This window comes from Amycolatopsis halotolerans, from assembly GCF_042647905.1.
Classification (GTDB): Bacteria; Actinomycetota; Actinomycetes; order Mycobacteriales; family Pseudonocardiaceae; genus Amycolatopsis; species Amycolatopsis halotolerans.
In genome coordinates, this window is sequence record NZ_JBHRWI010000050.1 from 83,333 (window position 1) to 104,696 (window position 21,364).

Annotated in this window: 24 protein-coding genes; 14 read left to right on the plus strand and 10 right to left on the minus strand. The window is 69.2% G+C overall.

Annotation, left to right across the window (positions count from 1 at the left end; translation table 11 throughout):
- Nucleotides 1–579: a TetR/AcrR family transcriptional regulator gene (locus tag ACFORO_RS35010; protein ID WP_354738696.1), complete on the minus strand. Its 579-nt coding sequence runs from the start codon at nt 577–579 to the stop codon at nt 1–3.
- A complete protein-coding gene (locus ACFORO_RS35015) occupies nt 546–1,922 on the minus strand; it encodes an amidase (protein ID WP_377874217.1) in 1,377 nt (458 codons plus the stop codon). The genes ACFORO_RS35010 and ACFORO_RS35015 overlap by 34 nt, the downstream gene beginning before the upstream one ends.
- Nucleotides 1,923–2,014: 92 nt before the next feature.
- Between ACFORO_RS35015 and ACFORO_RS35020 the strand changes: the two genes are divergently transcribed.
- Both ACFORO_RS35020 and ACFORO_RS35025 read left to right on the plus strand, forming a co-directional pair.
- Nucleotides 2,015–2,617, plus strand: coding sequence for a DinB family protein (locus ACFORO_RS35020; RefSeq protein WP_377874216.1), 603 nt, complete (start codon nt 2,015–2,017; stop codon nt 2,615–2,617).
- A 51-nt stretch (nt 2,618–2,668) separates the two neighbouring features.
- Nucleotides 2,669–3,697 (plus strand): D-cysteine desulfhydrase family protein, encoded by a 1,029-nt coding sequence (locus tag ACFORO_RS35025; RefSeq protein WP_377874215.1) that lies wholly within the window; start codon nt 2,669–2,671, stop codon nt 3,695–3,697.
- Here the strand turns inward: ACFORO_RS35025 and ACFORO_RS35030 are convergent.
- Together ACFORO_RS35030 and ACFORO_RS35035 are read right to left on the minus strand one after the other, a co-directional pair.
- Nucleotides 3,675–4,358, minus strand: coding sequence for a DUF998 domain-containing protein (locus tag ACFORO_RS35030; RefSeq protein ID WP_377874214.1), 684 nt, complete (start codon nt 4,356–4,358; stop codon nt 3,675–3,677). The genes ACFORO_RS35025 and ACFORO_RS35030 overlap by 23 nt on opposite strands.
- Before the next feature lie 59 nt (nt 4,359–4,417).
- Nucleotides 4,418–5,182 carry a hypothetical protein gene (locus tag ACFORO_RS35035; RefSeq protein ID WP_377874213.1) on the minus strand — a complete coding sequence of 255 codons (765 nt, stop codon included), beginning with the start codon at nt 5,180–5,182 and terminating at the stop codon, nt 4,418–4,420.
- Between the two features lie 404 nt (nt 5,183–5,586).
- Here ACFORO_RS35035 and ACFORO_RS35040 point away from each other — a divergent pair, with 404 nt between their 5' ends.
- Both ACFORO_RS35040 and ACFORO_RS35045 read left to right on the plus strand, forming a co-directional pair.
- Nucleotides 5,587–5,796: a hypothetical protein gene (locus ACFORO_RS35040; RefSeq protein WP_009071860.1), complete on the plus strand. Its 210-nt coding sequence runs from the start codon at nt 5,587–5,589 to the stop codon at nt 5,794–5,796.
- Nucleotides 5,796–6,329 carry a Clp protease N-terminal domain-containing protein gene (locus ACFORO_RS35045; protein ID WP_354746073.1) on the plus strand — a complete coding sequence of 178 codons (534 nt, stop codon included), beginning with the start codon at nt 5,796–5,798 and terminating at the stop codon, nt 6,327–6,329. Before ACFORO_RS35040 ends, ACFORO_RS35045 begins: the two co-directional genes overlap by 1 nt.
- On the opposite strand, the gene yczE is transcribed toward ACFORO_RS35045, so the two are convergent.
- A complete protein-coding gene (gene yczE, locus ACFORO_RS35050) occupies nt 6,326–6,967 on the minus strand; it encodes a membrane protein YczE (protein WP_354746075.1) in 642 nt (213 codons plus the stop codon). The genes ACFORO_RS35045 and yczE overlap by 4 nt on opposite strands.
- Nucleotides 6,968–7,028: 61 nt before the next feature.
- Between yczE and yczR the strand changes: the two genes are divergently transcribed.
- Nucleotides 7,029–8,468, plus strand: a complete 1,440-nt coding sequence (gene yczR / locus ACFORO_RS35055; protein WP_377874212.1) for a MocR-like transcription factor YczR — start codon at nt 7,029–7,031, stop codon at nt 8,466–8,468.
- Between the two features lie 437 nt (nt 8,469–8,905).
- Here the strand turns inward: yczR and ACFORO_RS35060 are convergent, their stop codons facing one another.
- Nucleotides 8,906–10,252: a hypothetical protein gene (locus ACFORO_RS35060; RefSeq protein WP_449224226.1), complete on the minus strand. Its 1,347-nt coding sequence runs from the start codon at nt 10,250–10,252 to the stop codon at nt 8,906–8,908.
- Nucleotides 10,253–10,617: 365 nt separating this feature from the next.
- Entirely contained in the window at nt 10,618–11,784 is a 1,167-nt protein-coding gene (locus tag ACFORO_RS35065) for a pyridoxal phosphate-dependent aminotransferase (protein WP_377874210.1), read from the minus strand.
- A gap of 29 nt (nt 11,785–11,813) precedes the next feature.
- On the opposite strand from ACFORO_RS35065, the gene ACFORO_RS35070 reads away from it, so the two are divergent.
- Nucleotides 11,814–13,112 (plus strand): DUF445 domain-containing protein, encoded by a 1,299-nt coding sequence (locus ACFORO_RS35070; RefSeq protein WP_354746081.1) that lies wholly within the window; start codon nt 11,814–11,816, stop codon nt 13,110–13,112.
- An 801-nt stretch (nt 13,113–13,913) separates the two neighbouring features.
- Here the strand turns inward: ACFORO_RS35070 and ACFORO_RS35075 are convergent.
- Nucleotides 13,914–14,381, minus strand: a complete 468-nt coding sequence (locus ACFORO_RS35075; RefSeq protein ID WP_377874209.1) for a CGNR zinc finger domain-containing protein — start codon at nt 14,379–14,381, stop codon at nt 13,914–13,916.
- A 94-nt stretch (nt 14,382–14,475) separates the two neighbouring features.
- Between ACFORO_RS35075 and ACFORO_RS35080 the strand changes: the two genes are divergently transcribed.
- Genes ACFORO_RS35080 through ACFORO_RS35090 form a run of 3 tightly spaced genes read left to right on the plus strand, consistent with a single transcriptional unit; the run spans nt 14,476 to nt 15,924 of the window.
- A complete protein-coding gene (locus ACFORO_RS35080; protein WP_377874208.1) occupies nt 14,476–14,844 on the plus strand; it encodes a VOC family protein in 369 nt (122 codons plus the stop codon).
- A gap of 44 nt (nt 14,845–14,888) precedes the next feature.
- A complete protein-coding gene (locus tag ACFORO_RS35085) occupies nt 14,889–15,254 on the plus strand; it encodes a TFIIB-type zinc ribbon-containing protein (RefSeq protein WP_354746087.1) in 366 nt (121 codons plus the stop codon).
- A 1-nt stretch (nt 15,255) separates the two neighbouring features.
- Nucleotides 15,256–15,924, plus strand: a complete 669-nt coding sequence (locus tag ACFORO_RS35090) for an AAA family ATPase (protein ID WP_377874207.1) — start codon at nt 15,256–15,258, stop codon at nt 15,922–15,924.
- Here the strand turns inward: ACFORO_RS35090 and ACFORO_RS35095 are convergent.
- Nucleotides 15,891–16,271 (minus strand): winged helix-turn-helix transcriptional regulator, encoded by a 381-nt coding sequence (locus tag ACFORO_RS35095; RefSeq protein ID WP_377874206.1) that lies wholly within the window; start codon nt 16,269–16,271, stop codon nt 15,891–15,893. The genes ACFORO_RS35090 and ACFORO_RS35095 overlap by 34 nt on opposite strands.
- Nucleotides 16,272–16,393: 122 nt before the next feature.
- On the opposite strand from ACFORO_RS35095, the gene ACFORO_RS35100 reads away from it, so the two are divergent.
- Nucleotides 16,394–17,227 carry an enoyl-CoA hydratase/isomerase family protein gene (locus ACFORO_RS35100; RefSeq protein ID WP_377874205.1) on the plus strand — a complete coding sequence of 278 codons (834 nt, stop codon included), beginning with the start codon at nt 16,394–16,396 and terminating at the stop codon, nt 17,225–17,227.
- Between the two features lie 93 nt (nt 17,228–17,320).
- Here the strand turns inward: ACFORO_RS35100 and ACFORO_RS35105 are convergent, their stop codons facing one another.
- Complete coding sequence (locus ACFORO_RS35105; RefSeq protein ID WP_377874204.1) at nt 17,321–18,493, minus strand: methyltransferase domain-containing protein; 1,173 nt, start codon at nt 18,491–18,493, stop codon at nt 17,321–17,323.
- Nucleotides 18,494–18,633: 140 nt separating this feature from the next.
- Between ACFORO_RS35105 and ACFORO_RS35110 the strand changes: the two genes are divergently transcribed.
- The 4 genes from ACFORO_RS35110 to ACFORO_RS35125 all read left to right on the plus strand — a co-directional run bounded on the left by ACFORO_RS35110 (nt 18,634) and on the right by ACFORO_RS35125 (nt 21,363).
- Nucleotides 18,634–19,032 (plus strand): helix-turn-helix domain-containing protein, encoded by a 399-nt coding sequence (locus ACFORO_RS35110; protein ID WP_043836265.1) that lies wholly within the window; start codon nt 18,634–18,636, stop codon nt 19,030–19,032.
- The gene (locus ACFORO_RS35115) at nt 19,029–19,721 is read left to right on the plus strand and encodes a hypothetical protein (protein WP_377874203.1); all 693 of its coding nucleotides are present in this window, start codon (nt 19,029–19,031) and stop codon (nt 19,719–19,721) included. The genes ACFORO_RS35110 and ACFORO_RS35115 overlap by 4 nt, the downstream gene beginning before the upstream one ends.
- 771 nt (nt 19,722–20,492) lie before the next feature.
- A complete protein-coding gene (locus ACFORO_RS35120; protein ID WP_067595455.1) occupies nt 20,493–20,786 on the plus strand; it encodes a DUF2516 family protein in 294 nt (97 codons plus the stop codon).
- A 31-nt stretch (nt 20,787–20,817) separates the two neighbouring features.
- Nucleotides 20,818–21,363, plus strand: a complete 546-nt coding sequence (locus ACFORO_RS35125; protein WP_377874202.1) for a YbaK/EbsC family protein — start codon at nt 20,818–20,820, stop codon at nt 21,361–21,363.
- The last annotated feature ends 1 nt before the right edge of the window (nt 21,364 follow it).

The window sequence follows — 21,364 nt, forward strand, 5'->3', positions numbered from 1 at the left end:
TCAGCCCCGGGCGCCATGCAACAGCATCATCAACGGTTCGGCGGCCGGAACGTCCGTGCCGGTGGCGAGCCGACGCAACTGCAGCCCGGCGATCAACGCGACCACCGGCCCGGCCACTCGTTCCGGATCCGGCAAACCTAGCGCGGTGAGGATCGTGATGGCCAATTCGTCATACGCCGCAAAGCATTTCGCTGAAGCTTCGTGCAGCCCGGGGTCGCGCGCGGCTTGCAGGTACAGCTCGTGCGGCGCGAGTTCGTCCGTGCCGAACGGCAGCTGCTTGATCACGTGCTCCACGACCGTCGCCGCTTGTTCGAGGCTCAGCCCTTGTTCCCGGTATACCTCGACAATCCCCGCCAGCTTCGCCGTTTCCTCCTCGGCGAACAACAGCATCGCTTCGCGCAACAGTTCGGTCTGGCTCGGGAAGTGATACGTCAGCGTGCCGAGCGAAACCCCGGCCGCGGCGACGATGCGCCGGTTGGTGAGCCCGCCGACGCCCTGTTCGCCGACCACTTTCAGGGTGGCGCGGAGGATCGCGTCGCGGGTGCTCACCACCCCGGCTCGGGACGTCGGTCCGGCCATCGCAGTACCTCTTCCAGTTGCGCGGCAACGGAAATCAGCCGCTCCTCGGAATGCGACGGGCCGAGCAGCTGGGCGCCGAGCGGCAACCCGTCCGCGGTCAGTCCGGCAGGCACGTTCACCCCGGGCCAGCCCAGCACGTTCCACGGCCAAGCGTACGGGCACGCGGCGATCATCGTCTGATCGGTCTGCCAGCCGGAAAGCCCGTCGAAGGAGCCGATCGCGGGCGGCGGGGTGGCGGTGGTCGGTGTGAGCAGGACGTCGATGTCGCCGAACATTCCGCCGATCCGGCGGCGCAGCACGGGTTCGAGCGCGCGGGCGAGTTTCAGCGCGGGCCCGGCGAGCAGGCCGCCTTGCTGGGCATTGCTGCGGGTGCGCGGGTCGAGCGCGGACGGCTCCGGCACGCGACGGGCCCAATCGCGCACGCCGGTGAGCGACCGCGGCAGGAAGGTGAGTCCGATCAGGCCGTACCCGGGTTCGACCGGCACGATCTCGTGCCCCAGCCCGGCGAGCGTTTCGGCGGTCTGCCGCACTGCCGCTTCGACCACTGGGTCGAGCCGGGTTTTGGTGGCGGTGAAGGGAATCCGCGTGGAGAGGCCGATTCTCAGCCGTCCGGGTTCGCGCTGCGCGGCGGTCTGGAACGAGGTGCCGGTGCCCGCGGTGACGTCGAGCAGCAGGGCCGCGTCGGCGACCGTCCTGGCGAGCGGGCCGAGCACGGTGAGGCCGTGGAACAGTTCGCTGCCGGTCGGGATCCGCCCGCGCTGGGTCTTGATCCCGACGAGCCCGGTCCACGCCGCCGGGATGCGCACCGAACCCGCCCCGTCCGACCCGAGCGCGGCGGCCACGACCCCGGCCGCCACCGCCGCGGCCGATCCGCCGGACGACCCGCCCGGCGTGTGCTCGGGCTGCGACGGATTGCGCGTCGCGCCGAACGCCGTGCCCTCGGTGAACGGCCATTGGCCCAGCTCAGGCGTGTTGGTCTTGCCGATGATGACCGCGCCGGCCTGCTTGAGACTCGCTACCGCCGGCGCGTCTCCAGTGGCCGCCGGGAAGTCGCCGGGGCAGCCGAACGCGGTGGGCAGGCCGGTGATGTCCACGTCGTCCTTGATCGCCACTGGCACCCCGAGCAAGGGTGCGCGATCACCGTCGGCCCGGCGCTGATCAGCTTCGGCGGCCTCGGCGAGCGCGGCTTCGTCCCGCAGGACACGGAACGCGTTGAGCACCGGCTGGCTCGCGTGGGCCCGCTTGAGCGCGAGTTCGGTGAGCCGCACGGCCGTGACGTCGCCGGCTTCGAGCGCGGCGACCTGGTCGGCAAGGGTCGTGAACTCTGTCATCGCGGAAGGCATCAGCGGCTCCCCGTTTCTCTCGTTCGCTCGAACGAACGTATCACGGCGGACGCTCGGAAAGCACCCCTGACCACGGTGGCCGAAGTTCGGGCATGCTCGTACCGGTGATCGATGACTTCGCGAAGCAGTACCTGCACGACGACCTGAAAGAGGTCCGGCAGACGATGCTCCGGAAGCTCGGCGGACTGCCCGAATACGCCATTCGCCGTCCGCTGACCGCGACCGGGACCAACCTTCTCGGCCTGGTCAAACACCTTGCGCTGGCCGAGGCCCGGTACTTCGGCGAGGTTTTCGACCGGCCCTTCCCCGAGCCGGTCCCGCGATGGGACGACCTCGGCCAGCGCGGTGCCGACTTCTGGGCGACCGAGCACGAGACCCGCGAGGAAATCACCAGCCGCTACCAGCGCGTCTGCGAGCACTCCGACGCGACGATCGCCGCTCTCGCGATCGACTCGCCCGGCTACGTGCCTTGGTGGCCGCGCCCGGATGTGCTGCTGTTCACCGTTCTTGTCCACATGCTGACCGAGACCAGCAGGCACGCCGGGCACGCCGACATCCTGCGCGAACAGCTGGACGGCGCGGTCGAGATGGACCTGGCTGCCATGGCGCGGCGCGGCCGGGACGAGGCCTTCTGGCAAAGCCGGTGGGCCGAAATCGAGCGGGCAGCCAAGGCCGCGGACCCGGCCACCGCCTGAGGAAGCCACCTAAACTCCAAGCCATCAGCCCGGCCAGCGCACGGAGGATCGATGACGTTCGACTTCGCCCGGTTCCCCAGCTTCGACGGCTTTCCGCGCGCCGGTCTGCACTACGGGCCGACACCGCTCGTCCCGGCGCCGCGGCTTGGCGAAGCGCTCGGCATTCCCCGGCTGCTCTTGAAGCGCGACGACGTCCACCCGCTCGGCGTCGGCGGCAACAAGCTGCGCAAGCTCGACTTCCACCTCGGCGCGGCGCTCGCCGACGGCACCGACACCGTGATCACCTTCGGTGCCCTGCAGACCAACCACGGCCGTCAGACCGCAGCCGCGTGCGCGAAGCTCGGGTTGCGCTGCGAGCTGGTGCTGACCGCTGAGGTGCCACGTTCCGGTGACGCGTACGAGCGGTCCGGCAACGTTCCGCTTGACCACCTCTTCGGCGCGCGGGTGCACATCTGCGCGTCGGACGCGGAAGCGACCGCGACGTACGAACGGCTGCTCACCGAAGCGGCGGACGAGGGTCGGAAAGTGCGGACGGTCCCAGTCGGTGGGTCCGACCCACTGGGCGTTCTTGGCTATGTGGATGCGACCCGCGAGCTGGCGGCCCAGCTGGTGGAACTGGGCCTGGACCACGCCCGGATCGTCGGTCCGCACGCCAGCGGGGCCACCGCGGCCGGGCTCGCGCTCGGCACGGAGGTGCTCGGTTCGCTGGACCTGGACATCGCCTGCGTCAGCCACCCGCTCGACGAGGCTGTGGACAACTTGTCCCACCTCACCGCCGGGGCCGCGCAGTTGCTTGGGTTCGACCCACCGAAACTCGAGCACGTGTGGCTGAACGACACGACGATCGGCGAGGGGTACGGCATTCCGGCTTCGGGGACCTGGGAAGCGATCCGGTTGTTCGGCCGTGCCGAGGGTGTGGTGCTCGACCCGGTCTACACCGGAAAAGCCGCCGCCGCGCTGGTGGAATGGGCGGCGGCGGGACGGTATTCGCCGGAGGAGACCGTGGTGTTCGTCCACACCGGAGGTCTTCCCGGATTGTTCGGTTACGCGCCCGAATTCATGGCCGAGGCGCGGAAGTGACGAGCACCGTGGCGCGAGCGGTTTCGGTCCGCACGGCGATGCGGAGCAGGACCAGCAGCAGGGCGACGTTCGCGATCAGCGTGAGCCGCTGCGTCGCGCCCACCGGCAGCACCTCGGTGAGCACGTGGAACGGCCGCACCCCGGCCTCGTCCAAGCGGACAAACAGGAAGCTCAGCGCGAACAGCCCGACCGCGGCGAGCCCGAACTTCAGCCAGCGCACCACGAACACGCGCTCCGCGGTGCCGCGCAACGGTTCCAGCATCGTGATCGCCGCGCCGGGCAGGCTCGCGAAGGCGACCAGGCACGAGTAAAGGTGGATGTCGCCGCTGAGCGGGTTTGGGCTCGGCGGGTAACTGGCCGGAAAAACCGCGGCGACCGCCAGTCCGAGCGCCCACAGCATGAGCAAAGCCTTGGTGCTGAACGTCATCGGCACCCCGCCGGCGATCAGCGCGCCGAGCACCGCGAGCGATCCGACGGCCACCGACAGCACGCTCGCCCCGAGCATGCCTTCCCCTCGGTCGGTGATCGTGTAGCTCGAAAGCGTGTCGTAGATCGGGTCGTGCGAGCTGATGATGTGCAGCACCGTGATCGTGAACAGCCCCCAGGCGATCGCAGCCAGCGCGGTCAGGCGCCATCCCCGGACGCCTCGTGAGTTCCCCATGTAGCCAGATTGGCCGCTCGGCGGCGTTTCGTGATCAGGGAAAACCCCTGATTCAGCCCCTACCCGGCGAAGTCGGCGAGGACGAGGACTTGGTCGTCGTGGCGTTTGGCCCGGGGCCAGCGGACGGCGTGCGGGTCGTCGTTTTCGGCGGCGCGTACTGCGTCCAGTACTGCTTCTGGGCCTTTGTTTTTGGCTATTTGCAGGACTTCTGGCCACTTGAAGAGGCCGTACTCGTCTACTCCGATTGCCACGCCGTCGGTGGCTATGAGGACTGCGTCGATGTCTTTGCGGGGCCAGCTGCGTCGGACGGCTTTGTGGGCTGCGGCGGGGTCGGCTTCGGCTACCCAGAAGCCGTCCTCGGCGTTGCGCCTGCGGCGGACGTCTGCGCTGGTTTGGAGGAGGCCGTTGTTGCGCAGGGAAATGAGGCGGTCGTCCGCGACTACGTCGGTTCCGGAGTGTCCAAACGCGACTATCGGGCTGTCGGCCAGGACCAGGGCTTCGATTTCGCGGTCGGTCCAGCGGAGGATCGAGACTGTGCTGGAGGGGGAGTGGCCTGGGTTCAGGTCGTTCGTTTTGGCTACCGCGGTGATTGCGGTTGCCAGTGCGGTGGTTAGGGGTTGGTGGGGGTGGGTGGTCAGTTCGTGGGCCAGTTGGTCGCGGAGTAAGTGGGCGTACCAGCCGCCTGGGGGGAGGTCCGGGCTTGGGGAGGTGGCGCCGTCCAGGACCAGGATGGCTTGGGGGAGGAGGGCGATGTGGTCTTCGGTTGGACGGGGGTGGCCGTCGGAACCGACTCCGGCTCGCTCTGCGGTCGAGATCTCGGGCACGTCGTTGACTGTAGCTCTCGTTGGGTGTGGGTTTGGCTCGTCGCCTGGCGGCGACATTGCGCCCTGGCGTGCGTGGGGCACCCCGAAGCTTGATTGTGCAGACCGCAGGGACGCTTCGTATCGGGGTGCGGGGGAGGGGCTGGGCGCCTCGACAGTTGGGTGCGTCGGCTGCGGTTCGTGGTGGGCTTGGGTTAGCGCCCCAATGTGGCGTTGGGTGCGTGGGACGCACCGAACGCCACATTGGGTGCGTGGGACGCACCCAATGTGGCATTGGGGCGCATCGCGGCGGGCGGTGGTCGTGAGGGGGACCCTGAGGGAATCAGAGTCTGTGAGGGTGGCCCTCACGAACCTTGCGGTGTCAACGGAGGTTGACAGAGGCGTCGGTGTCAACCTAGATTGACATCATGACGGAAGCGACGGATCTGGCCGCTCGCGCCGGTGACCGGGATCCCCGGGTGGGGCTTCGGGCGGTGGCGGCGCTTAGGCGGTTGCTGGAGCAGTTGGAGGCCGTGCAGGTGCGCAGTGCGCGCATGCACGGCTGGTCTTGGCAGGACATCGCGGCCGAGTTGGGGGTCAGCCGGCAGGCCGTGCACAAGAAGTACGGGAGGCATTGATGTTCGAGAAGTTCACCCATGACGCCCGGAGAGCGGTGGTCGAGGCGCAGGCGGCGGCGCACGAAGCGGGGGCGCGCGAGATTTCCGCGCAGGCCGTTTTCGCTGGGTTGGCGCGGGTTGAGGACGGCGAGGCGGTGCGGCTGCTGCGGGTTCTCGGGGTGTCTCGGGACGACGTCTTCGCTGAGCTTGCCCGGGTGCGTCGGCGTGGGGGGATCAGTGACGCCGATGCCGAGGCGCTTACCGAGTTCGGCATCGACGTCGATCAGATCGTGGACCGGATCGAGCAGACGCACGGGCCGGGTGCGCTCGCTGAGGCTGGGCGGCGCAGCCGGCGCAATCACTTGCCGTTCACCTCGGAGGCCAAGAACGCGCTGCAGATGAGCGTGCGGGAGGCGCACGACCTCGGCGACAAGCATCTCGGGCAGGAGCATCTGCTGCTCGCGCTCGTCAAACAGCGCGGTCCGGTCGCCGATTTCCTCGCGGCGCGCGGCGTGGATTATCCGGCGGTCCGCCACGCCGTCGGCAAACGCTAATGCTGTTCTTGCTCGTCCGGCCCGGTGCGCCAAGTGACCAGGGGGAGCAAAGCCTGGGTCAGCGGGCCGATGCTGAGGGCGTACAGGACCGTTCCGACGCCGACCGAGCCGCCGAGCAGCCAGCCCGCGGCCAGGACGAGTACTTCGATGCCGGTCCGGACTAGGCGCACTGACCAGCCGGTTCGGGCGTGCAGGCCGGTCATCAGGCCGTCTCGTGGGCCGGGGCCCAGGCGGGTTCCGACGTACACCGCGGTCGCGACGGCGTTCAGGACCACGCCGCCGATTAGCATCAGGATTTGCCAGACGAGCACGTGCTGGTCCGGCAGCACGGCGCGCACCGCGTCGACGGCCACCGCGATCACCGCGATGTTCGCAACGGTGCCGATGCCGGGGCGCTGCCGTAGCGGGATCCACAGCAGCAGCACGAAGACCGCCACTACGGCGCTGATCGTGCCGAACGTCAGGCCGGTGAGCTTGGTCAGGCCGTCGTTCAGCACGTCCCACGGGTCGAGGCCGAGGCGGGCTCGGGTGAGCATGGCCATGCTCGCGCCGTAGAGGGCGAGTCCGGCGAACAACTGGGCGCCCCGGCGCGCGGGGGATCGGCGGATGCTGAGCGGACTGAGGTCGATAGCTGCCACTTCTCCACTATTGGCGACAACTGGCCTGATATGCCATGGCCAATGCGCAATAATTGGCCTTATGGAACCGCTCGGTGGGCGCATCTCGGGACGTCGATTGGCCACATTGCTGGGGGAATGGCGGCAGCGTGGCTCCCGGCAAGGTGCGTCGGATCTCGCGGCGGCGGTCGAGTTGCACGTGCTCGACGGGCAGTTGCCGATCGGCACCCGGCTGCCCGCCGAGCGCGAACTCGCCGACGCGCTCGGCGTCAGCCGCACGCTCATCGGGGCGGCGCTCGACCGGCTCCGCGCGGACGGCCTCGTCGCCAGCCGTCGCGGAGCCGGGTCGTGGGTGGCCGGGGTCGGAAACCGCGACGAGGCCGAGGCGGTCCGCGACGACCTCCTCGACCTCGCGCGGGCCGCGCCGCCCGCCGTGCCGGGGCTGATGGCCGCGTTCGACACCGCGCGGCGGGACCTGGTCGAGTACGCCAGCGGCAATGGCTACCTCACGGGCGGCCTTCCGCGATTGCGTGAGCGGATCGCCGAGCGCTACACCGCGCGTGGCCTGCCGACCTCGCCGGACCAGGTGCTGGTGACGTCCGGCGCGTACTCCGCGTTCGTGCTGTGCCTGCGGATGCTGACCGGGCCGGGCGATCGTGTCCTGCTTGAACAACCGACGTATCCCAACGCGATCGACGCCGTCCGCGCGACGCACGCGTTGCCGGTGCCGGTCGCGCTCGATCCGGTGCACGGCTGGGATTTGCCCGGGATTGAAGCCGCGCTGCGCCAGGCCGCGCCCCGGTTCGGCTACCTCGTGGTGGACTTCCAGAACCCGACCGGACTGCGCCTCGACGCGGCTGGCCGCGAACGGCTCGGCGGGCTGCTCGCCCGGACGCGGACGCCGGTCGTGGTCGACGAATCGTTGGTAGAGCTGGATTACGAGGGCGATCCGGTGGACGGTCCGCCGCCGCTGGCCGCGTTCGGCGGGGATCTGGTGCTGAGCGTCGGATCCGCGGCGAAATCGCAGTGGGGCGGGTTGCGGCTGGGCTGGATCCGGGCGTCGACGGATCTGCTGGACCGGCTGCAGTCCTCGCGGTTCGCGGTCGATCTCGGGGCGCCGGTGTTCGATCAGCTCGTGCTGGCGGCGCTGCTGGAACCGGAGGGTTACGAGGTGCTTGCCCGGCGTCGTACGGAATTCCGGGAGCAGCGGGACATCACGGTCTCGGCACTGCGCAAGTACTGTCCAGAGTGGACATTCCAGGTGCCGTCCGGCGGACTGTCGGTGTGGTGCCGGTTGCCGGAGCCGATGAGCACGCGGCTGGCGGTGTCGGCGGCGACTCGCGGCGTGCAACTCGCGCCGGGGTCGAGGTTCGGGGTGCACGGCGGATTGGAACGCTGGCTGCGGCTGCCGTTCGGGCTGCCGCGCGAGCAATTGCCGGAGGCGGTGCGGCGGGTCAGCGCGGCGGCGGCTTCGGTACGCGGCTGCGCGGATGTGCCCGCGGAGCGGATTCCGGTGACGTAGCGCCACTCACGGTCCGGAAAAGTGAACAGCCGGTGCACCGGATGGGATCCAGCCACTCCAGGGAGGGTGGCGGTCTCCTGTCCGGCGCACCGGCCGATCGTCCGAGGCGCTTCCCGGCACAGCCCCTCGAAGTGCCGGGAAGCGCCCTCGGTTCAGGCGAGCTTCGGTTGGCGCAGGCTTTCGCTCGGCGCGGTGAGCGAAAACCTCCGGAGCACGCCCGTGGTGGGTCCCGGCGCCGCGGGGGCAGCGCGGCGCCGGGACCAGGGCCCGATCCGGCCGGGCGCGGTCGGCCGGTCGGGAAGTGCGGTCATGGTTCAGCCCCTGGTTCGAAGTGGCATTGGTGCGAAGGGGTGAGCCCGGCGCAGCGAACGGGCGCGCGCGATCAAGAAGTTGATCTTGACGTGGACGTAGCTCTCCCCGGGAAACCGGTCGGGCGGTCAGTCCGGGGAGGTGGTCGGCAGGGCGGCATCCCTGCCCGCGCCGTCGACCTCGTGGTCGCGGCTGACGCCGATGAGCTTGAGCTGAGTGACGGTGTCGCCGTCGCCGGCCAGCGCGAACAGCTGGCGCAGGCCGCCGGAACCGTCGTGTCCCGCTGAGACAGTCGACGCGGGCGCGGCCGGTGCGGCCGGTGCAGAGGGGAGGCCTTCGCCGCCACCGCTGCTGCCGCCGCCTGCCCGGCTGCGCTCTTTGACCGGCGGCGCGGGCTGGGTTTCCTGCTTCGCGGCGGGTTGTCCGGTGAGGACGCGGGCGGGCGCGGTGTGCACGACGGCGGGGGCTTGCTTGCTGACCTTCTCGGCGACCGGCGCGTCAGGCTCTTTCGCCAGCTTCGTCGCGGGGACGGAGGCGCTGACCGAGCCGCTGGCCACCGGTGCGGGTTCGACTGCGCGGACCGGCGGTTCGACGACTCGGACCGGCGCGGTGTCGATCACGGTGTCGACCGAGGTGACGGTGGTGTGCAGGGTCGTGTCGACGGTGTCGTCAACGGTTCCGAGGACGCTGTCGAGAAGCCCTGGCTGGTCGTGTTCGGGGCTGCCGAGGAGGCCGTCCAGGAGACCAGGGCCGGAGTCGCGATCGGAGCCGCCGAGCAGGCCGTCGAGGAGTCCTTGCCGCGGTTCGTGGCTGGCGGTGCTGAGGATGCCGGGCTCGGGTTCGATGCTGCTGAGCAGGCCGGGCTGGGTGGCGGCTTCCGGCGCGGGGTCGCTGGCAGGCGCGTGGTGCTTGGGCTTGACCGGGCTCTTCGGCTTGGCGGGCTTGGTGACCTTCGCCGCGGGGGCGGGCCGGGAAGCGTGGTGACCCGGATTCTGCGTACCCGGGTCGCTTCCGGCCACTGTGGTCGGCCGGAAGCTCACGTCGGGCTCGAAGTCTTTGGCGGAGACGTGGAACCGGTGCAGGTTGGCGCGCTTCGCGCCGGTCGCCGCGCCCGGCATGGCCCAGGTGAGCGTGCCGGATGTGGCCGTTCCGGCGTACCGGTGCTCCGGCTCGGTGTCGTGTGCGGAAGAGATCGGATGGTCGACGTGGTCGTCCGTCGCCGCGTTCGCCTGCGACAACGCCGCTCCGAGCAGCCATCCGGCCAGCGTGAGTCCGCCGGCGACGGCGATTCGGGCGGCAGGCCGGGCGATCGGCGCCGCCCAGGCGCGTGGCCGTCGTCGCGCGCCCGCGCGCGCGAAGGAGGAATTCCGCTCAGCGCGGTCGACCATGCCCAGCAACACCGAACTCGTGTTCCCGAGCGGACTGACGCTCGCGCCGGAGGGCGCGGGATGTGCGAGGCCGCGCGGGGTCGCCATGCCGGTCACGCCACCACCACCGTCCGCGCCTGAAGCTCGTGCGGCCCACCGCACGAGGCTGATCTTGCTGGGGCTCTCTTCCGGCCAGGTCGCAGGTCCCCCGGGGCTGCCCTCTTTCTAGCACCGGACGCGAGTGTTTCATCTCTCCCGCGCTCGATCCACCCCGTACGGCGGAACGTCCCCACCGGCTCTGGTGTCCGATCCGCCCTAGTCGATCACCCAGCGTCGCTTCAACCGGGGCGAATGCGGCCATCCGGGCGGCCGTCCGACGGCGCGAATTCGGGCGTTGACCCGATGTTTCGGCCACCGCGACACTCTCGGTATCTCCTTTCCCGCAGGGAGAAACCGCGGCCGGGCCGCAGTCGTCAGACGAGTTTCCGCAGGCGTTCGACCGCTTCGTCGATCACCTCGTTGCGCTTGCAGAACGCGAACCTCAGCAAATGTTTCCACTCGTCCGGGTGATCCGTGAACACCTTGACGGGTACTGCCGCGACTCCGGCGCGTTCCGGCAGCGTCCAAGCGAGTTCGGCGGCGTCTTCAAAGCCGAGCGGACGCACGTCAGCGGTCACGAAATAGGTCCCCGCGCTCGGCCGTACGGCGAATCCCGCATCGACAAGACCGGCAGACAGCCGATCGCGCTTCTCTTGAAGGCTCACACGCAGGTTTTCGACCCACTCAAGTTCGTTGTCGAGCGCGTACGCGACGGCCGGCTGCAGCGGTCCGCCGGAGACGAAGGTGATGAACTGCTTCGCCGCCTTCACCGCGGCGACGAGCTCCGGCGTCGAGCAGATCCAGCCGATCTTCCAGCCGGTGCAGTTGAAGGTCTTGCCCGCGCTCGAGATCGCGACGGTCCGCTCGCGCATGCCGGGGAACGACGCGAGCGGAAGGTGCTCGGCACCGTCGAAGACGAGGTGTTCGTAGACCTCGTCGGTGACCGCGATGAGGTCGTGCTCGACGCACAGCCGCGCGACCTCCTCCAGTTGCGCGCGCGAAAACACCGTGCCGGTGGGGTTGTGCGGCGAATTCAGCAGCACCGCGCGGGTATTCGGCGTGATCGCGTCGCGGAGGGCGTCGAGGTCGAGTTCGAGCTGTCCGTTCTCGGTTTCGACCAGTCCGATCACGCGCCGCTGCGCGCCCGCCATCGCGACCGCGGCGGCGTACGAGTCGTAGTACGGCTCGACCACGATCACCTCGTCGCCGGACTCGGTCAGCGCGATCAGCGTCGCCGCGATGGCCTCGGTCGCACCCGCGGTGACCAGGATCTCGGTGTCCGGGTCGTAGCTGGCGCCGTAGCGCTGGCGGTGCCGGCTGATCGCGGCGCGCAGCTCCGGGCGGCCCGGTCCCGGCGGATACTGGTTGTCGCCGCCGAACAGCGAGTTCTTCGCCGTTTCGAGCATTCCGGCGGGCCCGTCGGTGTCCGGAAAGCCCTGGCCGAGGTTGACCGCGTCGTGCCGGACGGCGAGCGCGGTCATCTCCGCGAAGACCGTCGAGGCGAACGGGCGGAGGCGGGGGACGAGAGCTGGTTCACGCACGAGAACGCATCCTCACGGACAATGGCGGTGTGGAGCAACTCACCCCTGCCAAGGTCACGCCCGCGGACCCGCCCGGCGGCACCGCCGGCGAAGAGGCGAAACGGCGCGGCCTGCGCAAGATGAAGCTGGTCGCGCTGTCCTTCCTGCTCGGCGCGACGATCGTGTTCCTGCTGACGAGCTGGGCGCAGTCGGCGGGCTGGGGAGGCTGGGTCGGCTACGTGCGCGCCGCGGCCGAGGCGGGCATGGTCGGCGCGCTCGCGGACTGGTTCGCGGTGACCGCGCTGTTCCGGCATCCGCTCGGGCTGCGGATCCCGCACACCGCGATCATCCCGAACAAGAAGGACGCGCTCGGCAACAGCCTCGGCGAGTTCGTCGGCTCGAACTTCCTGTCCCCTGATGTCATCCGCGACAAGCTCCGCCGCGTCGAGGTCGCCAGCAGGCTCGGTGCCTGGCTCTCGCAGCGCGACAACGCGGAACGCGTGACGTCGGAACTGGCGACGGTCGTGCGCGGTGCCGTGACGGTGCTCCGTGACGAGGACGTGCAGGCGATCATGGAGCAGGCCGTGGTCAAGCGCGTGATCGACAAGCCGTGGGGTCCGCCGCTCGGCAAAATCCTGGCGGGCGTCTTCGAGGACGGCGCGCACCACAAGCTCGTGGACCTGATGTGCGACCGGGCGTACGAATGGGTCCGGGACAACCACCAGACGATGCTGCGCGTGGTCTCGGACCGCGCGCCGAGCTGGTCGCCGAAGTTCGTGGACGAAATGCTGGCGGACAAGGTGTACGGCGAGGTACTGACCTTCGCCTGGGCCGTGAAGACGGACGTCAACCACCCGATGCGCCTCGCGCTGGACAAGTTCCTCGGCGAGTTCGCGCAGGACCTGCAGACCGACCCGAAGACCATGGAGCGGGCCGAGCAGGTCAAGGGCCAGATCGTGAACCACGGCGAAGTGCAGAAACTGATCGGCAACGCGTGGGCGACGGCCAAGGAAATGCTGCTGAACGCCGCGGAGGACCCGTCGAGCGAACTGCGCCAGCGGGTGCGCGGCGGCCTGGAATCGCTGGGCAAGCGCCTGGTGGACGACCCGTCGATGACCTCGAAGGTCGACGGCTGGGTCGAAAGCGCGGCGGTTTACCTGGTGACCCACTATTCGCGCGAGATCACGACGATCATCACGGACACGGTGGAGCGGTGGGACGCCGAGGAGACTTCCCGGAAGATCGAACTGCAGGTCGGGAGGGATCTGCAGTTCATCCGGATCAACGGGACCGTGGTGGGTGCGCTGGCTGGGCTGGTGATTTACGCGGTGGCGCAGTTGCTGTTCTGACGGCCGGAGTTCTGCTGCGGTTTGCTGCGAGGGGTAGGGCTGGGGCTGGTTCGGCGGTCGTGGCGGGGGATGTGCGGTGCGGCTGGCTGGGGGCCGGTCGGGCGGCGGGGCGGCGAGGGTTGGGCGGTTGCGGCGAGAGTTGTGTGGTGAGGCGGGCTGGGGCTGGGCAGTTGCGGCGAGAGCTGTGCCGTGAGGCGGACTGGGGCTAGGCGGTTGCGGCGAGAGCCATGTCGCGAAGCTGGCCGAGAGTTGGGCGGCGGCCGTGGTGAAGTCCGTGCGGTGGGGTTTGCTGAGGGCCGTCGTGATGGCTGTGCGGCGGGCGAGTTGAGGGCTGGCTGCCGGTTGTGGCGAGGGCAGCGTGGCGGGTTCTGGCTGTTGGCTGAGGTGGATTTCGTTGTGGTTGAGCGGAATTCGTCGGCGGGGAAGCTCCAGCACGAGCGCTCGCGACCTCAGCGGATCTTGGTTCGAGCGCACGTGCCTCGGGCATGAGCGGAGACTGTCCCGCAGCCGCAGCCGCCCGAGTCTGGGGCTGCCTTCAGCGGTCTGGTGCTGCTGAGTCGGCCGCGTTTCCTCGGTCTTTCCCCTGCCCCGGCCGGATGCGGCGGGTGGCCGGTCGCATGCGCGCCGTCCTATACCACAGCCGGGAGGGGCTCAAACCAGTTGTCCACAGGAAGCTGAGTTATCCCCGGGGTTATCCACAGGAATTCACGGTGATGGCCTAATCGCTGTCCACAACTTGTGGGGATCCGGGGCATCTGCACGTGCATATGTGGTGTGTGTGGACAAGTTGTCCACAGGGTCTCAGTTGTGCACAGCCGCTGTGCGGGCGCGCCAGGAGCGGGCTTTTTCGCGGTTTCCGCAGACGCGCATCGAGCACCAGGTGCGGGAGCGGTTGCGGGATTCGTCGAAGAAGGCCCACAGGCAGTCGTCGGCGGGGCAGATCTTCAGCCGGACCCAGTCGCCTCGGATGGCCATTCGGGTGGCGGCGGCAAGGGTCGCGGTGACGGCGTCCGGGGCGAGCAGCGTCGGGCCGGTGTCGGTGAGCGCGAAGCGGAGCGGGACGTCCAGCGCGGTCGCGGGCAGTCGCGGATCGCCGACCGCGGCGCGCAGGCTGTCCCGCACCGCGCGGGCTTCGGCGGGATCGTTCGGTGTCACGTCGTGGTCCGCGGCCCACTGCCGCCAGAGCCCCGGATCGTCCAGCAGGTCGTCGCCCCGTTCGATGTCGACGGTGTTGAGAAAGGCGACCACCAAGGAAGCGTCGGTGTGCACCTGCCCAGTGTACGGGCGATATCGGTTGCGACCTGGTGGCCTAACCGACATACTCGTTTTACTGGTTACGCGACGAGGAGAGGATGGACGAAACATGGGTGCGATTCCGACGTTCGGCGGCGTTGCGTTCGACTGTCCGGACCCGGCGGCGCTCGCCGGCTTCTACCGCTCCGTGCTCGAGTGGGCCGAACCTGAGATCGCCGAAGACGGCCATTGGGCCACGCTCGTCGACCCGCGCGGCGGCGTCCGGCTGGAATTTCAGCGGGTGGCTGATTACCGCGCCCCCGAATGGCCGTCGCAGAACCTGCCGCAGCAGGCGCATCTTGACCTGGACGTCACGGATCTCGAGGCTGCTCACCAGCGCATTCTCGGGCTGGGCGCGAAGCTGCTCGACGATTCCCCGGAGACCTTCCGCGTGTACGCCGATCCGGTCGGCCACCCGTTCTGCCTCTGCGCCTGCTGACCGCCTGCTGACACAGCGCGGCGAATCCGCGTAGGGTCGGATGAGTGATTTGTCCGAAGTGTCAGAACATGATGCGCACGGTCGACAAGAACGGCGTCCACATCGAGCAGTGCGACGGCTGCCGCGGGATCTTTCTCGATCGCGGCGAGCTGGAGCAGATCGCCGGTGCGGAGAGCGCGTTCTACCGGCAGCAGCCGCCGCAGTACGCCCGTGCCGATTCGCCTCGCCCTTATCAAGGCGGGTACTCGGATTCGCCCCGTCCGCATCGGGGCGGGCACTCGGATTCGCCGCGCCCGTACCGAGGCGGGCACGCGGACTCGCCGCGGCCGTACCGCGGTGGCTACGGCGATTCGCCGCGGCCGTACGACCGGCGCCGCAAGCGCAGCTTCCTCGAGAACCTCTTCGACTGAGTTGTCCACCGATCCGGTAGCGCTCGACCTGCGGATCTGTCCGTCCTGCGGCGACCGGGCGAGTTGTCCACAGGCTGACGGCGATATCTTGCGGTGCGCGGAGTGCGGGCAGCGGTGGCCGTTCCGGCGGCTGCCGTTGTTCGCGTTGACCGGTCCGAGCGCGGGCGGCAAATCGACGGTCGGGCCGAAGCTGGCGCAGCGGTTGGCGGGCGAGGCCGTCGTGCTGGAGCAGGACGTGCTGTGGACCGGCGCGTTGCGCGACGACGAACCGGGCAATCCCGCGTTCCGCGGTGCCTGGCTGCGGATGGCGGCGATGCTGCACCAGAACGGACGGCCGGTCGTGCTGTGCGGGACGGTCGCGCCGCAGGAGCTGGAACCGTTGCCCGAGCGCGTTTTCTTCTCAGGCGTGCACTATCTGGCTCTGGTCGCGGACAACGAAACCCTCCGGCGGCGGTTGCGCGCCCGGCCCGCGTGGCGGGAGTGGGACGAGCCGCGCATCGAGGAGATGCTCGAGTTCAACCTGTGGATACGCGGGCAGGTCGAGTCCATCGACACGACCGATGCCCGGCTCGACGACGTCGTGACCGCGGTGGAGAAATGGGTTCGGGCCAGAATTGGGTCGGACCTAGCGACCCTTCACGATTCTTCCGCGCGGAGCCGTTCGTCGTAACTCTGCTGGGATTCTTGGATCTCACCGGTGTGCGCGACAGTCCAGTCGTACAGCCTGCCGAACGGCTCGCGAAGGGATTCGCCAAGCGGGGTAAGGGAATACTCGACTCCGACCGGGGAGGTCGGCAGTACGCGCCGGACGATCATGCCGTTGCGTTCCAGGCGGCGCAGGGTCTGGGTCAGCACCCGCTGCGTCACGCCTTCCAACCGGCGTTTGATGTCGTTGAACCGGCGCGGCTCCTCCAGGACGGCCATCGCCATCATCGACCATTTGTCGGCGATCTGGTCGAGGATCGGGCGGCTGGGACAGTCGGCCCGGTAGACGGTTCCGGTGTCAGAAGCGGCCATCTCGGTATCCTCCATGATCCTTGCGATGCCCAAAGTGCGTTATTGACGCTGGTCGACCCGGGTCCGAGTCTAGGTATACATCAGGAACCTAGCTGCCTGCCGAATACGTATCGGAGACCCGCATGCACCACGACGCCTACGCGACCCTGCGAGTGAGCCGCGAGGCCGGCCTCGTCCGCGTCACCCTCGACAACCCGCCCGTCAACGTCCTCGACGTCGCGCTCATGGCGGACCTCCGGCGGCTGCTGACGACGCTGCGGGACGACGAATCGGCGCGGGTGATCGTTTTCGACAGTGCTGACCCGGACTTCTTCATCGCCCACGTCGACATGTCGCTGGTCGACGCGCCGGACGCGTTCGACCAGTTCGCCCCCGACGTGCCGCCGGGGCTCAACGTTTTCCAGGCATTGGGCGAGTTGCTGCGGCATCAGCCGCAGGTGACGATCGTCAAGCTGGCCGGTCTGGCGCGCGGCGGCGGGGCGGAGTTCGTCGCCGCCGCGGACATGGCTTTCGCGGCGATCGGCACCGCGGGGATCGGCCAGATCGAAGCGTTGATGGGGATCGTTCCGGGCGGCGGGGGAACGCAGTACCTGGCGAACCGGATCGGTCGCAACCGCGCGTTGGAAGCGGTGCTGGGGGCCGGGTTGTACGACGCGCGGACGGCCGAACGCTACGGCTGGGTCAATCGGGCGGTGCCTGACGATGAACTGGACGAATTCGTCGATCGGTTGGCGCGCAACATCGCCGCGTTGCCGGAAGGCGTGGTCGCGGCGGCGAAACAGGCTCTGGTCCCGGATGATTTGGCCAACGGATTTCAGCGGGAACACGATGCTTGGGCGGGGCAGTTCACTCGTCCCGCAGCGGAAGCGCTGATTCGCGGAGGATTGGCGCGGGGTGCGCAGACGCGGGTCGGCGAGCGTGATTTGGAAGGACTGCTTCGCGGGCTGGCGGGTTGATCGAAGCACCCGCACGGCTGCGCGGCCTCGAACAGCGGCTGCGCCACTCAAGATCGGCCTCAGCTCGATGGCAGTTCTTCCCGCCAGTGACCGCTACCGGTTGGCGGATCCGCCATCGGATTTGAGACCCTGCAACGGCCATCGGTTTTCGGACTGTGGATCGTCCAGCCAGAAGGTTTGTTCCTCGCTGTTCACCGTGAGCCCGAAGCGGGATCGGCTGGGGCGGCCCAGCGATTCCCAGCGGCGGTGCGCGTCCTCGGCGAGATCCCACAACGCGCGCGGACCTCCTTGCGCTGCCTCGAAACCGGAGTCGGTGCGGCGGGTTCGGGCCCAGGAACCGTCCGGATGGGACAGTGCGAAGGCTCCGTTCGGCTCGACGTGCACCGGGCGTACGTCGGGCAGCTCCAGTGAGGCGAAGAATTCGAAATGCCGTTGTGGCTTAAGGACATCTGACATCGACACCTCAGTCGGCCGCCATTGTGTGCCGGCGGCATCCGGCAGGTCCGCGAGCGGTGGGAGGCGATGCGCGCGCAGGGGCATGAACCGGCCGTCGCGGGCGAGGACTTGGCCTTCGGCGGTCGCGCCTTCGCCTGCGGTGAGGCGGACGAGCCCGCCGCCGAGCGGGCGGTTCAGGGTGGTGACGATGTGCCCGCCGGGGAGTGTTTGCTCAAGCCAGGCAAGGGGAATCCGCGATACCGACGCGGTGCAGAGGACTCGGTCGAAGAGAACCCCGGCCGGGAAGCCGAGCGCGCCGTCGCCGGTGGCGCACGCGGGTTCGTAGCCGCAGGAGGCAAGGCGTTCCTGCGCGGCGGCGGCGATGGTCGTGTCGATATCCACTGTGGACACTTGGCCGGAACCGCAGCGGTGGCACAGCAAACCCGCGTTGTAGCCCGTTCCGGTGCCGATCTCCAGTACGCGATCGCCGTCGCGGACCAGGAGTTCTTCCAGCATGATCGCCATGATCGCGGGCATGCTGGACGAACTGGTCGGCACGCCGGGGACTGGCCCGTGCGCGCGGGCGCGGTCCCAGCGCGCCGGGTCGTCGTCGAGCTGGGTGACCAGGACTTCGCGCGAATAGACGCGGTCCAGCCAATCCGGATCGCCGCGGTCGACCGCCGCCCAGCCGGTGCCGGCGGGCACGAAAAAGCGCGGCAGGAACGCGTGCCGCGGGACGGTGGCGAAGGCCTCGGCCCAGGCTTCGTCGTGCAGCACGTCCTCTTCGACGAGTTGCCGGACCAGGCGTCGACGCAACCGTTGTGCCCGCATAAGCCCAGGGTAACGGGGTGAGCGGAACCACACCCGATGGTTGCAAGCAGGGTGCTTGCAATAGCTAGCACGCGAGCGTACTGTCGAGTAGGTCGCGAGGAGGTGACCGGATGACAGAACCCGGCGGAGCACAGCGCCCCATGGACAAGGTCGCGGACATCGCCTCCGACATCGGCGAGTACATCCGCCAGCAGCGCAGTTCCGCGAAGATTTCGCTGCGCCAGCTGTCGAAACTCGCGGGAGTGTCCAATCCGTACCTGAGCCAGATCGAGCGCGGGGTCCGCAAACCCAGCGCGGAGATCCTCCAGCAGATCGCCAAGGGGCTGCGGATCTCGGCCGAAGCGTTGTACGTGCAGGCCGGGATTCTCGACCTGCCGACCGGCGGCCCGGTCGGCGACGCGATCCGCGCCGACGCCGAGCTGACCGAACGGCAGAAGCAGGTCCTGCTCGACGTCTACGAGTCCTTCCGGCGCGAAAACGCCGCCGCGAGCACCACCGCACCGAAGACCACCCAAGAGACCACTGAGGAGTCGGCATGACCACGCCCAAGACCGAGGACGTCCGCAAGGCCGTCAACACCGCGCTCGACCAGGTCCGCACCCCGCTGCTCGCCGCGCTCGGCGCCGGCAACCTGGCCAGCCAGGCCGTGACCGACGCGGTTTCCAAGGCCCGCGCCAACGTCACCAAGAACACCGAGGCCGCCCGCAAGGGCTTCGAGGAGCTGCCGACCGACGTCGAGAGCCTCCGCGAGAAGCTCGACCCGGCCGAACTGCGCAAGGCCATCGACGAGTACACCGAGGCCGCGCTGAAGCTGTACAACAAGCTGGCCGAGTCCGGCGAGCAGGCCTGGGACAAGATCGCCGCGCAGCCGCAGGTCAAGAAGGCTCTCGAGCAGTTGGACGACGCGCTGACCGCCGCGCAGGAGCGCGTCGACGGCCTGACCGAGGAGACCCGCGAGCGCGTCGACGGCGTGCTGTCGAAGGTCACCAAGCGCACCCGTTCCGCGGGCGAGAAGGCCGCCCGCAAGGTGACCGAGGTGGCCGGCGAGACCGCGGACGCGGTTGAGGAAATCGGCGAGAACGTCGCGCACGAGACCCGGTCGGTGGCCCGCAAGGCCGCGAACCGCACCTCGCCGAAGACCGCGACGCCTGCTCGTCGCACCACCACCAGCAGCAGCACGGCCACGGCGAACGCCAAGAAGCCGGCCGCGCCGAAGACGGAGAAGTGACGGTCGCACTCGCACCGCACTGCACCGCGCTGACGGCGGTTCGGGCGCTTCGGCGCTGGAATCGTTGGGGTGACTCGGTTTGCGCCGGAGTCGCCGAGGGCGAGAATTGAAGATCGAGGGGTCGCACGGCGGCCGGACCGAGGTTTGGTCCGGTCGCCGTGTGCTGCGTTGGGGTGTTTCGGCGGAGGCGTCGGGGTATCGGTGCGCCGGGGCCGTGGGCGGTGGCCGGTCTTGGGCTGGGCCCAATTCGGCGAGATTCGTTCGGTGCGGCCTGGCGGGGCGTGGCTGGGTTTGGCCTAGGTTTCGCCGAGTTTCGTTGGGTCCGGCCTAGGTTGGGGCGGCTTCGTTGGGTCGGGCCTAGCTTGGGCAAGCGTGGTTGGGTCGGACCTAGGCCGGGACGAACCCCGGTAGGTCGGGCCTAGCTTGAGGGAGTTTCGCTGGGTCGGACCTAGGGGCGGCGAGCCTCATTGGGTCGGACCTAGCTTGGGCGAGCGGATTAGGTTCGGCCTAGCTAGGACGAGCCCCGTTGGATCCGACCTAAGCTCGCGGCAAAGCGGGTGGGTTCGACCTAACCCGAGCAACGAGCCGCACTCGAACCGCACGTCGGCCGGAGCCAAGGCGGCCCGCCGGGAGTGACCGTTGTCACCTCGAGCCCCGCTGCGGCGGTCGACCATGGCTAACCCGCTCGACCCGACCCTGACCAGCAGTCACGTCGTGACGCCGGGTTTCGGGGGAGCGGGCGGCGTGGGCGGTTTGCCGTAAGCTGACGTCGTGCTGGTTGCCGAATGGATCCTCAGGGTCATCCACTGGGGCAGCGCCTTGGTCGGGCTCTTCGCCTTCGTTCACGCGCTGCTGCAGCGGGCCGACGCGTACTCGGCGGCCGATCGCAAGACCAAGCCGATCTGGATGTTGATCACCGGCGGGGCCACGCTCGCGCTGGTGCTGTTCCAGATCCAGGGACCCGGGTTCATCTTCTGGGTGCCCGCGATGGCGGCGGCGCTCGTCTACATCGTCGACGTGCGGCCGAAGCTCATCGAGGTCCAGCGGGGCCACCGCAACTGGTGACCGGGGCACCGGGCGGATTACATTCGGGTCGGTGACCACCTGGACTATCGCCGGAAGCCTCACCGTCGTTCCCGCGCCGACCCGTACTGACCTGCTCGCCGAACCCGTCGCCAAGGCGCTGGCCGCGATGCCCGCGCCGGACGCGCTCGGCGTCACCGAGATCGATCCGGAACTAGCCGATACGGCCGCGTTTTGCGAGGCATATGGCTCGCCGTTGACGGCCTCCGCGAACTGCGTTGTTGTCGCCGGCAAGCGCGCTGGCGAGGTTCGCTTCGCGGCGGCGCTCGTGCTCGCGACTACCCGCGCCGACGTCAACGGCGTCATCAAGCGTCGGCTCGACGTGCGCAAGGCGTCCTTCGCGCCGATGGACGAGGCCGTTTCCCTCACTGGCATGGAGTACGGCGGCATCACGCCCGTCGGGCTGCCCGCGGACTGGCCGATCCTCATCGACCAGGCCGTCGCGGACGCGCCGGAATTGGTGATCGGCAGCGGAATCCGCGGCAGCAAGCTCCTGATCTCCGGTTCGGCCCTCGCGGGGCTGCCGAACGCCGAGGTCATCGACGGGCTCGCGCGCTGAA